The 13,219-nt window shown below is 64.4% G+C and carries 13 protein-coding genes and 1 pseudogene; 1 reads left to right on the forward strand and 13 read right to left on the reverse strand.

What is annotated here, in order from left to right:
- Positions 1-3: 3 nt before the first annotated feature.
- Both EOA85_RS12640 and EOA85_RS12645 read right to left on the reverse strand, forming a co-directional pair.
- Positions 4-816 (reverse strand): aromatic amino acid lyase, encoded by an 813-nt coding sequence (locus EOA85_RS12640; protein WP_127209642.1) that lies wholly within the window; start codon positions 814-816, stop codon positions 4-6.
- Positions 813-1,814 carry an ornithine cyclodeaminase family protein gene (locus EOA85_RS12645; RefSeq protein WP_127209643.1) on the reverse strand — a complete coding sequence of 334 codons (1,002 nt, stop codon included), beginning with the start codon at positions 1,812-1,814 and terminating at the stop codon, positions 813-815. Before EOA85_RS12645 ends, EOA85_RS12640 begins: the two co-directional genes overlap by 4 nt.
- A 206-nt stretch (positions 1,815-2,020) precedes the next feature.
- Between EOA85_RS12645 and EOA85_RS12650 the strand changes: the two are divergent.
- Positions 2,021-2,918: pseudogene (locus EOA85_RS12650) on the forward strand (MFS transporter); the annotation flags it as partial.
- A 199-nt stretch (positions 2,919-3,117) separates the two neighbouring features.
- Here EOA85_RS12650 and EOA85_RS12655 read toward each other — a convergent pair.
- The 11 genes from EOA85_RS12655 to EOA85_RS12705 form a co-directional block, all read right to left on the reverse strand.
- Positions 3,118-4,005 carry an amidohydrolase gene (locus EOA85_RS12655; RefSeq protein WP_164759624.1) on the reverse strand — a complete coding sequence of 296 codons (888 nt, stop codon included), beginning with the start codon at positions 4,003-4,005 and terminating at the stop codon, positions 3,118-3,120.
- Positions 4,005-5,144 carry a VWA domain-containing protein gene (locus EOA85_RS12660; RefSeq protein WP_127209651.1) on the reverse strand — a complete coding sequence of 380 codons (1,140 nt, stop codon included), beginning with the start codon at positions 5,142-5,144 and terminating at the stop codon, positions 4,005-4,007. The genes EOA85_RS12655 and EOA85_RS12660 overlap by 1 nt, the downstream gene beginning before the upstream one ends.
- An 89-nt stretch (positions 5,145-5,233) precedes the next feature.
- Positions 5,234-6,115: a MoxR family ATPase gene (locus EOA85_RS12665; RefSeq protein WP_127209645.1), complete on the reverse strand. Its 882-nt coding sequence runs from the start codon at positions 6,113-6,115 to the stop codon at positions 5,234-5,236.
- Between the two features lie 9 nt (positions 6,116-6,124).
- Positions 6,125-7,129 carry a molybdopterin cofactor-binding domain-containing protein gene (locus EOA85_RS39835; RefSeq protein WP_127209646.1) on the reverse strand — a complete coding sequence of 335 codons (1,005 nt, stop codon included), beginning with the start codon at positions 7,127-7,129 and terminating at the stop codon, positions 6,125-6,127.
- Between the two features lies 1 nt (position 7,130).
- Positions 7,131-8,498: a xanthine dehydrogenase family protein molybdopterin-binding subunit gene (locus EOA85_RS39840; RefSeq protein WP_127209647.1), complete on the reverse strand. Its 1,368-nt coding sequence runs from the start codon at positions 8,496-8,498 to the stop codon at positions 7,131-7,133.
- Between the two features lie 14 nt (positions 8,499-8,512).
- A complete protein-coding gene (locus tag EOA85_RS12680) occupies positions 8,513-8,995 on the reverse strand; it encodes a (2Fe-2S)-binding protein (RefSeq protein WP_127209648.1) in 483 nt (160 codons plus the stop codon).
- A gap of 50 nt (positions 8,996-9,045) precedes the next feature.
- Complete coding sequence (locus EOA85_RS12685; protein WP_127209649.1) at positions 9,046-9,837, reverse strand: FAD binding domain-containing protein; 792 nt, start codon at positions 9,835-9,837, stop codon at positions 9,046-9,048.
- 16 nt (positions 9,838-9,853) lie between these two features.
- Positions 9,854-10,297, reverse strand: a complete 444-nt coding sequence (locus tag EOA85_RS12690; RefSeq protein WP_127209650.1) for an SRPBCC family protein — start codon at positions 10,295-10,297, stop codon at positions 9,854-9,856.
- Positions 10,298-10,412: 115 nt separating this feature from the next.
- Entirely contained in the window at positions 10,413-11,240 is an 828-nt protein-coding gene (locus EOA85_RS12695; RefSeq protein ID WP_029351641.1) for an AraC family transcriptional regulator, read from the reverse strand.
- A 175-nt stretch (positions 11,241-11,415) separates the two neighbouring features.
- Positions 11,416-12,414, reverse strand: coding sequence for an ABC transporter permease (locus EOA85_RS12700; protein ID WP_029351638.1), 999 nt, complete (start codon positions 12,412-12,414; stop codon positions 11,416-11,418).
- Between the two features lie 40 nt (positions 12,415-12,454).
- Positions 12,455-13,195, reverse strand: a complete 741-nt coding sequence (locus EOA85_RS12705) for an ATP-binding cassette domain-containing protein (protein ID WP_029351636.1) — start codon at positions 13,193-13,195, stop codon at positions 12,455-12,457.
- Positions 13,196-13,219: the final 24 nt, after the last annotated feature.

A 13,219-nucleotide genomic window follows, 5' to 3' on the forward strand; every position in this document is an offset into this window, starting at 1 on the left:
GTCTTACAAGGTCGCCGGCGTCGGCGCCTTGTCGCGTGCCAGCACATCGCGCAAGCCTTGCGCGGCCTGCTGCTGGCCAGCGGCCGGTCGCGCCGCCTGCAGGCGCGGATCGAGGATCGTCTGGTTGGCGCCGATGCCTTCAATGGTCAGCGCGCCCGCCTGCTGTTGTTGTGCGAAGGCGGACAATGCGTCAGCCGCTGCCAGCGCACCGCTGCCGGCGGACACCGCCGAGGCGCTTATCAGCGACAGCCCGTCCTTGGGGGCGAGGCTGACGGGGGCGAGGCGGCCCATCGCAAGCGCCTTGGCCGCCGGCATGCGCCGGCCCTGAAAGTCGGCTTCGCCGTCGCCGGTCAGCATGCGACCGAGCGTTGCCATCAGCACCAGGTCGCTGTCGCCGATCGAGCCCAGCGACGGCATCACCGGATGCACGCCGGCATTGAGCGCGCCGATGAGTGCGAGGAAAACCTCTGATGAAATGCCCGAACCGCCGGCCGAAAACATCGCGGTGCGGGCAAGCATCGTCGCCCGCACGATGTCTTGTGGCAGCGCGTCACCCACGGCGCCGCTGCGTCCTTCCAGCAACTGGTGCTGAAAGGCGCTGGCGTCGCCGCTAACCGACGTGCCGAGATTGGCGCCGAGACCGGTATTGAGCCCATAGATCGGCTGGCCAGAAGCGGCGGCGCGGTCGAGCACTTTTCGCGCTCTGTCCAGCCTTTCCATGACCGCGGGGGCTACCTCCACCTTACGTCCGGCGCGGGCAACCGCCGCGACGTCCTCGATGCTGACGCCCGTTCCGGTGAGGACAAGCGCGCTCATGCGAAACGCAGCCGCTGGCCGATGCCTTGCGCCTGCGCCTTGGCCAGCATCGCCTTACCCAGCGCGATATCTGAGAGCGACAGGCCGCGATGCCAGAACAGGATCGTCTCGTCGTCGCTCTGGCGCCCCGGCTTGAGGCCGGCGGCGATCTGGCCAAGTTCGGCGTGCAGCGTCTGCTCGCTCAGGCGTCCGGTCTCGACATGGGCACGCAGCGAGCCGAATTTGCCGCCCTTGCACTGGCCCCAGTCGTCGACGACGATCTTTGCCATGATGTCGGTCAACGACAGCTCCACCGCGCTCATCGTGCCGTAGGGCATCACCAGCCCGCCGGGCTTGATCCATGCGGTCTTCAGCAGCGGCTGCGGTTCCGGCAGCCGCGAGGCCTCGACCACGATGTCGGCGCCCTCGACGCAAGCGCGCCAGTCGACGACCGCCATGACCGGCTTGCCGAGATCCGCGGACAGCTTGGCGGCAAAGCCGTCGCGGCTTTCCGGCCGACGCGAATGCACGCGGATCTCTTCGAAGTCGAAGAGATGGTCGAGCAGGCGCACGTTCCAGTAGGCGGTGCCGCGCGCGCCGATATGGCCGAGGATCTTCGACGTCTTTTTCGCCAGATGTTTTGCGCCAATGGCGGTGACGGCACCGGTGCGCATGTCGGTGATGACGGTGGCGTCGAGGATGGCGCGCGGCGTGCCGGTGCGCGGGTCGAACAGGTTGAGGATGCCGAATTCCGATGGCAGGCCGTGCAGGTAATTGTCGACATAATCGCCGACGATCTTGACGCCCGCCGCATCGAGCGGCGCGACGTAGCCGCGCAGGACATTGAAATGGCCGTTGAAGGACGGGTCCGGCTCGAGATGGACGCGCGGCTCGATCACCGCCTGGCCGTTGCCCTGCGCCACCAGCCCGCCCTCGACCGCATCGATGATTTCCGCATCGACCATATCAAGGGCTTCGATGTCGAGGGCGTTGAGATAATCGATGTAGATGGGCTTCATGCGCAGATTGGTCCTAATGAAGAGAGGTCCTAGTCAGAAGAGGCGAAACGAAATCGCGAAGTGTCAAAGGCTGGTTCGGTGGCTAGGTTCAGTCATCGCATAAAAGGCGCGATACGACACGAAAGTTTATTGGTCCATGTCTGGACGGCGCCGCCCAAATGCTTGTTCAAACCGGTGCGTCATCGATTTGCCGGACGATTGCCTGGATCAACATTCCGCTCGGGCTGGCCGGTCTGGCGCTGGTCGCCCGCTTCATTCCCGGCGACCGCGATTCCGAAACCAGGCCGCTCGACTGGCCGGGCTTTCTTCTGACTCGGCCGGCTCGCCTCAATGCTCTACGGCCTCGAGCGGATCGCCCATCCGGAAGACGGCGCCATGCCGACCGTGGCGCTGCTTGCCGCCGGCACCCTGGTCGGCTGGCTGGCCGTGCGCCATCTGGCGCGCGCAAAAAATCCGCTGCTCGACCTCTCGGCTTTCAAGGTGCAGACTTTCGCCATCTCGACACTGTCGGCCGGCACCATTTTCCGGGTCGCCATCAACGCCACGCCATTCCTGTTGCCGCTGTTGTTCCAGGTCGGCTTCGGCCTGAGACCCGTCGATGCCGGCATGCTGATCCTTGCCTATTTCCTCGGCAATCTCGGAATGAAGACGGTGACGAGCGACGCTGAGGCGCTTCGGTTTCCGTTCGGTGCTGGTCTTCAACGGCGTGATCGCATCGCTGTCGATCATGGCCTGCGCAGTGATATCGCCGCAGACCCCCAAGCGCTGGTGGTGGCGCTGATGCTGATTGCCGGACTGACGCGTTCGATGCAGGTCACCGCGGTCAACACACTGGCTTTCGCCGGCGTAGCCTCATCGCAGCGTAGCTCGGCGGCGACACTGTCCAGCATGCTGCAGCAAGAGGCGATGCTGTTCGGCGTGGCGGTCGCCGCGGCGCTCCTAAACCTCTCGCAGATCGCGAGAAGCGGTCCGGCGCTCGACCTGGTCGACTTCCGCCTTGCCTTCCTGGTGATCGGCGCAATCGGGCTCGCGGTCTCGCTCCGCTTCCTGGCGCTGCCGCCGGCCGGCGGCACCGAGGTTTCGGGCCATTTTCCGCGGAACTGAAATCGGGCTTGACCTTCTCCCCTTGTGGGTCGGCGCGTAGCGCCGAGACGGATGAGGGGTGCTGGGAGAAACGCAGCGAGAAAATATAAAATGGTTTGAAGCGCTTATATCTTGTACGCAACGACCCTTCCAGCACCCCTCATCCGACCGAGCTTCGCTCGGCCACCTTCCCCACAAGGGGAGAAGGAAAGGCGCCGCGCTACACCGGCCGATATACCTTCTCCGCAGTTTTCCAAAAGATGTCCGCCTCGGCGGCCACGCTGTGCTTGGCCACCGCCTCCCGGTGCGCCTTGATCAGCTCGGCGTGGCTGGTCCACAGTTTCTCGATCGGGAAGTTCGAGCCGAACATCAGATGATTGCTGCTGAGGACGTCGATTGCATTGTCGACGATATAGGCGATCAGCGCCGGGTCGTTGCGGTGGACGAAGGTGCCGAGGCCGGAGAGCTTGGCGTAGAGGTTGGGTGCCGCTGAAAGCGTTCGCAGTCCCGCCTTCCAGGCCTCCGTGGTTTCGTCCGACATATCGGTCAGCATGCCGGCATGGGTGAGGATGAAATTGGTCTCAGGATTCTCGCCGACAAGCGTCAGCCCGTCCTTCATCTGGGCGGGGAAAAGCTGCAGATCGAAGGACAGGCCGTAGTCTTTCAGCCGCGCCACATTGGCTCGCACTTTCGGGTCGATCACCTGATCGGCCGAGGCGGCGAAGCGGAAGGCGGGCGTTTCATGCCAGTGCAGCTGCATGCGCACGCCGCGCAGCAGGGGGTACTTGATCAGCCGGTCGATCTGGGGCCTGATATCGTCCACCGTCATGTCGGCATAGCCGACGATGGCATGCGGCCAGCCGGTCTCGTCGGCTGTCTTCTGCAGGAAGGCGACCTCGGTCTCGAAATCCTCCTTGGCCCAGTTGGTCTGGACATAGACCGCCTTCTCGACGCCTGAGCCTTGCTGATCGGCCAGGAATTCCTCGATCGGATAGTCGCGGCGGATCGGTTCATAGGGTCCGAAGATGCGCGGCACCATCGGGCCGACCAGCCATGGCTGATCCTTTTGGCGCCAGATGTGGAAGTGTGCGTCGATCGCCTTCTGCATCATGAGACCCTTTTCCAGATGGCTGCGGCCGCCGGGGCAGGGCGGGCGAGCGACAGGATGAAATCGGTGAGACCGGCGATGGACGAACCATCGATCAGATCGTCGAGCACCGGCAGAATGGCGCGAAGCGCTGCCGTTGCCGGCTGGAAACGGGGATCGCCGGCCAGCGGCGTCGCCAGCGAAAGACGGAAGGCGCGTGCGCTCAGCCGGCGTATCGCCATTTCCAGTTCGGCGTGATCGCCGCGCTCCAGCGCGTCGGACAGGATGACCAACGCCGCCCCGCGCGCGAAAGCGGAAAAGCGCGGCACAGACAGGAAGGCGAGCAGCGTCGGTCCCATGCGGGTGCCGCCGTCCCAGTCGTCGACCAGTGCTGCCACGTGGGCCAGAGCCTGGTCTCGGTCGCGAATGCGCAGCGCCGCTGTGATGCGGGTCAGCCGCGTGCCGAAGGTGAAAATTTCAGCCCGGCCCGCACCTTGCACCGCCGCATGCGCCAGCTTGAGATAATCCGATGTGTAGAGCTTCATCGAGCCTGACACATCGATCAGGATCAGCAGCTTGCGCGGCACGGTCTGCCGGCGGCGCAGCAGCGGCGACGGCACATCGCCGTCGGCACTGACAATTTCGCGCAGCGAACGGCGCAGATCGAGCTTGCCGCGCGCGTGCGTGCGCACGGTGCGGAAGGAGCGGCGGGCGGGCAAGGCGGTCGCGAGCTTGCGGCGGAAGGCGGCAAGCCCGTCGCCGTCGCGCTGGAAGTCGCGGGCGCTCAACAGTTCGGCGCCGGACGATAAATCGCCGCCTTCTGCCTGGCGTGCCACCTCGTTCTCCTCGTCGCCGGCGCCGCCGTCATCCTTGATGCGGGTTTCGTCGTCGGCCTCGCCTTCGACCACGGCCGTGGCGTTGCTGCCGTAGAAATAGCTTTGGAAATGCGCCTCGAATTCGTCGCGGCGGTCCGGCGGCGGCGCCAGCGTGGCAAGCGCTGCCTCGTGGATCTCAATCATCGAGCGCGGTCCAAGTAGCGTCACCGCCTGCATGAAGCCCGATACCTGCTCGGGCGCCACCGGGAAGCCATAGCGGCGCAGCAGCCGGCCAAAGCCGAGCATGGGTGCTGCCGCCAGGGGTAAGTTTTCTCCCCGCATCATTCCTTCGCGGGTGCTGTCCCGCCAGCGGTGAGGTCGATCCGTGTTCGGCCGCGCTGCGAACGGGGCGAAGGGGTCGTTGACGTCGCGTGTCACGCCAGTGCCTCCTCGACGATCTGGCCAAGCTCGGGGGCGATATAGGACAGGTCTTCCTCGTCCTTGATCAGCACGCCGATGGCGCGGCGAAAAGCTTCCGGCCACGGGCTGCCGCCCTGTTCGAGGATGGTCGCGGCGTTCGCCCATTCGACCGCTTCGGCGATGCCCGGCGGCTTGGCCAGCGGACGGGCGCGAATATCGTGCACGGCAGCAGCCACCGCACGCGCCGTGGCCTCGGCGACATCGCCGGCGCGCAGCATGATGATGGCGGCTTCGCGCTCGGCGTCGGGATAGGTAATCCAGTGATAGACGCAGCGCCGCCGCAGCGCTTCCGCCAGCTCGCGCGTACGGTTCGAGGTCAGGATGACGATCGGCTGCGCCGTCGCGCGGATGGTGCCTCTCTCAGGAATGCTGATCTGGAAATCGGAAAGAAACTCCAGCAGCAGCGCTTCGAACTCATGATCGGAACGGTCGATCTCGTCGACCAGCAGCACGCGCTTTTCCGGCGCCTTCAGCACCTGCAGCAGCGGCCGCGCGATCAGGAAACGGTCGTCATAGATGTCGACCTCATGCTCGCCGGCATGACGGATGGCGAGCAGCTGGCGCTGGTAGTTCCATTCGTAGAGCGCATGCGCGGCGTCGATGCCTTCATAGCATTGCAGCCGCACGAGGTCGCGCCCGAGCACTTCAGCTATCGCCTTGGCCGCTTCCGTCTTGCCGACGCCCGGCGAGCCTTCGAGCAGCAGCGGCTTGCCCAGCCGGATCGCCAGGAAGACGGCAGTCGCCAGGCTTTCATCGGCCAGATAGCGCGAGGCGGCGAGGTGCGACGCCACCGCCTCCGGCGAGGTCGCGACAGTCTCGGCGCTTCTCTTGGGCATTTCCAACACTCAGTTCGGGGCTTGCGCCTTCAACGCGCGCAGGATGCGCTCCGGCGTGATCGGCAGCGTGTCGATGCGCACGCCGACGGCGTCGAAGACGGCATTGGCGACCGCCGGGATCTGCGGGTTGGCGCACATTTCGCCTGGCCCCTTGGCGCCGTACGGGCCGTCGGCCGAGGGTCGTTCCAGCACGATGATCTCGGTTTGCGCAAGATCGCCAGGACCCGGCATAAGATACTGGTTGAAGTCGGTGCCGCCATGATCGCGATTGGGATAATAGGGTTCAGTCGTCTCGTAGAGCGCGTGGCTGATGCCCATCCATGAGCCGCCGATGAGCTGCTGCTCAACCATCTTCGGGTTCAGCGCGCGGCCGATCTCAAAAATGTTCTTGATCGTCAGCACGGTGACCTCGCCGGTCTCGTCATCGACCTCGACCTCGGCCACCGTGCAGGCGTGGGCGTAGCAGGTCGACGGCTTCATCGCGCCGGTTTCTTTCTCGGGATAGGAGCGGGGGATCAAAAACATGCCGCGACCGGAGATCGAGCGGCCGCGCTTGAAGTGAGCCGACAGCGCGACATCGAAGATCGAAATCGATTTTTGCGGCGCGCCCTTGACCAGGATGTTGCCTTGGCCGTCGGTTTCGAGGTCCGACGCATTCACTTCCAGTTCCTCGGCCGCCACTTCCAGCATCACCTGGCGGGCTTCCCTGGCCGCCTGGATGACGGCGTTGCCGGCGCGGTGGGTGCCGCGCGAGGCGAAGGTGCCCATGCAGTGCGGGCCGGTATCGGTGTCGGCGGTGTCGACGACGACGCGGTCGGACGGCACGCCGATCGTCTCGGCGCAGATCTGCGCCATGATCTGCTTCATGCCCTGGCCGAGATCGACGCTCGACAGCGTCACCATGAAATTGCCGGTCGGCGTCGAATGCACCAGCGCCTGGGTGGGGTCACCGCCGAGGTTCATCCCGGTCGGATAGTTGATTGCGGCGACGCCGCGTCCACGCCTGATCGCCATCTCAAGCTCCCTTCGCGTAGGACGACATCGCCATGAACTTCTCCGCCACCGGCCAGTTGGCGGTGCGCGACGCTTCCTGCATGCACTCGATCAGCGCAGCGCCTTCGGTCGGCTGGCGGTGCGCCTTCATGTCGCCGTCGCGGTAGGCATTGATGAAGCGGAATTCGAGCGGGTCCATGCCGATCAACCGGGCGAGCTTGTCCATCTGCACCTCCAGCGCGAAATCGCCGATGGTGACGCCGAAGCCGCGCATGGCGGAGGAAGGCGTGCGGTTGGTGTAGACGCAGTAGGTGTCGATCCAGACATTCGGGATCGTGTAAGGGCCGGGGTAGTGGCCAGCGCCCTTCTGCGCGCCATAGGGCGAATGGCGTGAGTAGGCGCCGGCATCGGTGTAGCCGGTGACTTTGCGGGCGACCATGCGGCCATCCTTCATGACGCCATCCTTGATGACGACCTTTTCGGCAGCGCGCGGCGAGGAGATCTGCATCTCCTCCTCGCGGCTGTAGATGAAGGAGACCGGCCGCCCGGTCAGCTTGGCGCCGAGGATGGCGATCGGCTCGACGATGACGTCGACCTTGCCGCCAAAACCGCCGCCGACGGTGCCGCCGACGAAATGCAGCTTGTTGCCAGGCATCTGCAGGATGATCGAGGCGTTGTCGAGGGTGAAGAACATCGCCTGCGTGTTGGTGTAGCAGGTGAAGCGGTCATTGCCCTCCGGCGCGACGATACAGCCGGTCGTCTCGGTCGGTGCGTGTTCGATCGGCGAGGATTGGTAGGTCTGTTCGAGCACGTGATCGGCCCCGGCGAAGCCGGCCTCGACATCGCCGAAGCGTACCTTGCGGCATTCGCCGCTGTCATAGAGATAATAGTTCCGGCCGTGATATTCGTTCACTATCGGCGCGCCGGGCTTCAGCGCTTCCTCCATGTCGAAGACGGCCGGCAGCACTTCGTAATCGATCTTGACCTTGGCCGCCGCTTCCTGGGCGGCACGCTCGGTCTCGGCGAGCACTGCCACCACCGCCTCGCCCTTCCAGCGAACCTTGCCATCGGCCAGCACCGTCTCGTCCTCCGGCCCGATCTGGATCAGGATCAGGATGGTGTAGACATTGTGCGGCACATCCTTGGCGGTCAGCACCTTGACGACGCCTGGATGTTTCTCGGCCTCCGAAGTGTCGATGCCGCGGATGCGGGCGTGATGATGCGGGCTGCGCACCATCTTCAAATGCAGCATGCCGGGAAAATTGCGGTCGGCGAAATAGGCGGTTTTGCCGGTGACATGGCCGGGTGAATCGGAGCGCGGCCGTGGTTGGCCGATCTCGTGCAGATCATCCTTGCGCTGCTCGGCGAAGTAGTTCTTGCGGAGTTCCATCTTTTTGACTCCCCTCAAGCCGCGTTCTGCGAATTGGATCGCGCGGCGGTCAGCACCGCCTGGATGATCGGCTCGTAGCCGGTGCAGCGGCAGATATTGCCCGACAGCGCCTCGACCACCTCGTCGCGGGTGGGGTTCGGCGTGTGGTCGAGCAGCACCTTGGCGGCCATGATCATGCCCGGCGTGCAGAAGCCGCACTGGGTGGCGAAGGCGTCGAGGAAGGCCCGCTGCAGCGGATGCAGAACGCCGCCTTCCGAAAGCCCCGATGTCGTGGTGATGGCCGCACCGTTGCAGGTTTCGGCCAGCGTCAGGCAGGAGAGCCGGAGCTCACCGTCGATGATGACCGAGCAGGCGCCGCATGTACCTTGATGGCAGCCGCCTTTCGGTGAGGTGTCGCCGATCTTGTCGCGCAGTGCGTTGAGCAGCGTCGTACCGCTGTCGATGAATTCGGCCTTCACCGCGCCGTTGAGCGTGAACTGAACCGGGACCTTTGCCATGTTTCCTCCTTGCGCGCCTGCTCGTGGGCAAGCGCGCTCCCCTGGATATTTCAGCCGAGTAGCAGCCGGCCGAGATGGACCGGCAGGACTTCGTTGCGATACCAGGCACTGGCGATCGGATCGGTAACAGGCGAGGTGCCGTCGCCGGCCGCAGCAAGCGCCGGCGCGATGCCATCGCTGGTGAGCGTCCTGCCGAGCAGCGCCTTCTCCGCCGCCGTCGCACGCATCGGCCGGTCGGCCATGCAGCCAAGCGCTATCCGTGCCGAAGACACGGTTCCGTCCGGTGCTTGTTCCAGCACGGCGGCGATGCTCAGCACCGAGACGCCCTTCGGCTTGATCCTCGACACTTTCAGGAAGCGAAAGCCTTCAGCCGGAAACGTAAATCCAACTGCGGTGATGATGGCGTGGTTGCTTTCGCGTTTTGCCAGGAAGGTTTCGATCGGTAGCTCGCCGTCGTCGATATTGACGGTTGCGTCCAGTGCCAGCAGCGCCACGGTGAAGTCGCCATAGGGCGCCGGGGCGAAGAGATTGCCGCCGACGGTCGCCATGTTGCGGATCGCCGGGCCGCCGACGGCGCGCGCCGCGTGGGCAAGCGACGCGAGATCCGGATGACGGGCGATCGCCGCCATGGTCACCGAAGCGCCAATGCGGACCTTGCCGCCGGAAACGGTGATCGCCGACAGCGCCGGCTCGGTCGACCTGATGAGGCTGGAGACCGACACATTGCCTTCATTGGCGGCGCGCACGACCAGCGTGCCGCCGCCGAGGTATCGGGTACCGGCGGCTTTCAGCGCCGCATTGGCGTCCTTGACCGTCGAGAAAGTCTGCAGGGCGAGCGCCATGGAAGGCTCCTTTTGCTCAACTTTGGCCGGCGAAATGACTTTTCAAAGCGTTGAATCCGCCCTGGAAGACGTTGGCGCCCATGCCCTCGGCCAGTTTGTCGGCTTCTTCCGGGGGCGCGTCAAAGCTGGCGGTCCATTCGGCATAGGTGCGGTCGCCATCGGTCACCCGCCGCAGCTGCAGCGTCGCCTTGTGGTTGGTCAGCGGCTGCGGTGTCTCCAGGATGGAGTAGCTGACGAGGAAATTGCCGTCGGAGAAGTCGAGCAACTTTTCGCGAATGCGGGCGCCGCTGGCGAGCTGAAAGTTGCGCACGCAGCCGATCGTGCCGGGATCCTTGCCGTCCTCGATATGGCTTTCGACCATACGCGGATGCCAGCTCGGCAGGCCGTTGAAGTCGCGTATGCGCGCCCAAACCCTTTCGACCGGCGCGTCGATGACGCTGGAGATGGTAACTTTCGCCATATGGTCGTTCCCTTGCAAGCATGTATGTCGCGAGGGTAGGGCGGCGGGCCCGGCGGCGCTTATCAATGCGTCTTGACCGCCTATCAAATAGTCTGAAAAACGGCTGCCAGGCGGCTCAGGAAATGGCCCGCGCCGCCTCGCGATAGAGTGTCGGCGGAACGCCGACATGATCGCGGAAGAAGCGCGAGAAATTGCCCTGGGTGGTGAAGCCAAGATTGCAGGCGACCGAGATCAGCGGCTCCTGCGACCATTGCAACTGCCGCACGGCTTCCTCCATGCGCAACGTGTTCCAGTAGACGTTGGGCGTCAGATTGGTCTGCTCCTTGAACAGCGCGAAGAAATGCGGCCGCGACAGGCCGACGCTGCGTGCCACATCGTCGAAGCAGATACGCTCGCAGACATTGGCCTTCATCAGCTGGATCGCCTTGCGGACACGGAAATCCTGCATGGTGTGGACGCGGGCGCGTGCTACTTGCGGTGCCGAGGCGTCGGCGGCGTCGAGCACGCTGTCGATGAAGCGCTCGATCTCGTAATTGGCGATGTCGTCGATGCTCTCATTGTCGCTGAGATGGTCGAGAAGGTTGGCTGCCGCCTTGTGCAGCCAGGGCTCCAGCGTGATCGCCGGTGCTGAAAATAGCGGCGCGGACGACGGCAGGTCGCGACGCCGGCGCGCCCAGTCCGGATCGATGTAGAAGGCGAGGAACAGGCCGGGCCGGCCGTCGCTGGACAAAGCGTGGCTGTGCGGCTGGAAGGAATTGATGCCGGCGGCGGTGCCGGGCCCAAGCCGCACCGTTTCGCGACCGATGGTCATCTCGCCGGCCGTGCCTTCCAGCCAGATGATGATATGCGCCTCGACATGGGCATGGGTGACGAAGTCGCTGGCGACGTTCAGGACAGAAACATGTCCGAACCGGCCCCAGTAGAGCCTGATCGCTTCCGTCATGGGTATATCCTCCCGCAGGCGACTGGCCTCCCTTCGCCTGCAATGGGGATAGTGGGGCTCAGTCCGGGCCTGCGTCAAGGCACATGCGCACGCCTGGCGCCCGTCATGGGCCGTACCGGCCGATTATCAGACTGAGCGATAGCAAGGGAAACGAATAGCGTTCGTCAACTGCGGTCTATTCGTTGCGCCTGAAATTGCGGATCCGGTCGAACAGGACCGCCAGCAGAATGGCGCCGCCGATGAACACGCCTTGCCAGAAGGCATTGATGCCGAGCAGGCCGAGACTGTTGCGGATAACTTCGATCAGCGCCGCGCCAACGACGGCGCCAAAGGCCGTGCCCATACCGCCGGCCAGGTTGGCGCCACCGATGACGGTCGCGGCGATGACCTGAAGCTCCATGCCGTTGCCGAGATTGGTGGTGACGGCGCCAAGCCAGCCGGTCTGGATGATGCCGGCGATACCGGCCGCGAGCGCCGAGATCATATAGACCGCGACCTTGATCTGGCGCACCGGAACGCCGGTCAGCGTCGCCGCATGCTCGTTGCCGCCGATGGCGAAGATGTGCCGGCCGAATTTCGTCCAGCGCAGGACGAAGCCGGTGATCAGTGCCAGCACGATCGTGTAGAGCACCGGATTGGCGATGCCGAACACAAAGGCGCCGCCGCCCAGCGCCAGAAGCTTGTCGTGATCCGGCCCGAACTGGAAGACGACGGTGTTGTTGGAGGCGACCATGGCAAGGCTGCGCGCAATCGACAGCATGCCGAGCGTCACCACGAACGGCGGAAAGCCGAGATAGGCGATCAAGATACCGTTGAAGGCGCCGATGATCAGCGCTGTCGCAATTGCAGCGGCAATGCCGATCTCGATGCCGTAGCCGGCATGCATGGTCACCGCCAGCACCATCGAACACAGGCAAAGCACCGAACCGACCGAAAGGTCGATGCCGCCGGTGATTATGACGAAGGTCATGCCCAGAGCGACGATGGCGACGAAGGTGACGTTACGGGTGATGTTGTAGAGGTTCTTCGTCGTGGCGAACGAATCCGTGGCGACAGACAGGAACAGGCAGGCGAGGATGACCGCGATCACCACCCAGAAGGTCTGGCTGGCAAACACCCTGGTCAGCAAAGTGTGCTGCTTCTGCGCGATCGTCTGGTCAAGAGTTACTGCCATCGTCGACCTTTATCTGCTTGCGTGATGAAACCCGATGACATCAAACCTGTTCGATGGCGCCGGTGATGAGCCCGGTGACTTCCTCGGGCGAACTCGACGCGATCGTCTTGTCGGCAACCTTGCGGCCGCGCCGCATGACGATGACGCGGTCGGCAACGTCAAAGACGTCGGGCATGCGGTGACTGATCAGCACGACCGCAATGCCCTGGTCGCGCAAATGGCGGATCAGGTTCAGCACCTCGGCGACCTGTCGGACCGAAATCGCCGCCGTCGGCTCGTCCATCAGCACGATCTTAGCCTGCGAAAGCATGGTGCGGGCAATCGCCACCGCTTGCCGCTGGCCGCCCGACATCTGCTTGACCAAGTCACGCGGGCGGGTTTCGGATTTCAGCACGGCAAAGATCTGGCCGGCGCGCTTGTACATCGCGGCGTAGTCGAGGATGCGAAACGGCCCGACGCCGCGGCGCAGCTCGCGGCCGAGATAGACGTTGGCGGCGGCCGTCAGATTGTTGCACAGCGCCAGATCCTGATGGACGATCTCGATGCCGTGCTGGCGCGCCTCCACCGGCTTGTGCAGGATCAGTTCCTTGCCGTCCATCTGCATCGTGCCGTGGCTCGGGCGGAAATTGCCGGCGATCATCTTGACCAGTGTCGACTTGCCGGCGCCGTTATCGCCCATCAGGCCGACCACCTGTCCGGCCTCGATCGACAGCGAAACGTCGTTGACGGCTTGGATGGCGCCGAAATGTTTCGAGATGTTGGCGAGTTCGAGAACCGACACCAGACTGCTTCCTCCCCGTGGTTC

The sequence above is a fragment of the Mesorhizobium sp. M5C.F.Ca.IN.020.29.1.1 genome, assembly GCF_003997375.1.
Classification (GTDB): domain Bacteria; phylum Pseudomonadota; class Alphaproteobacteria; order Rhizobiales; family Rhizobiaceae; genus Mesorhizobium; species Mesorhizobium wenxiniae.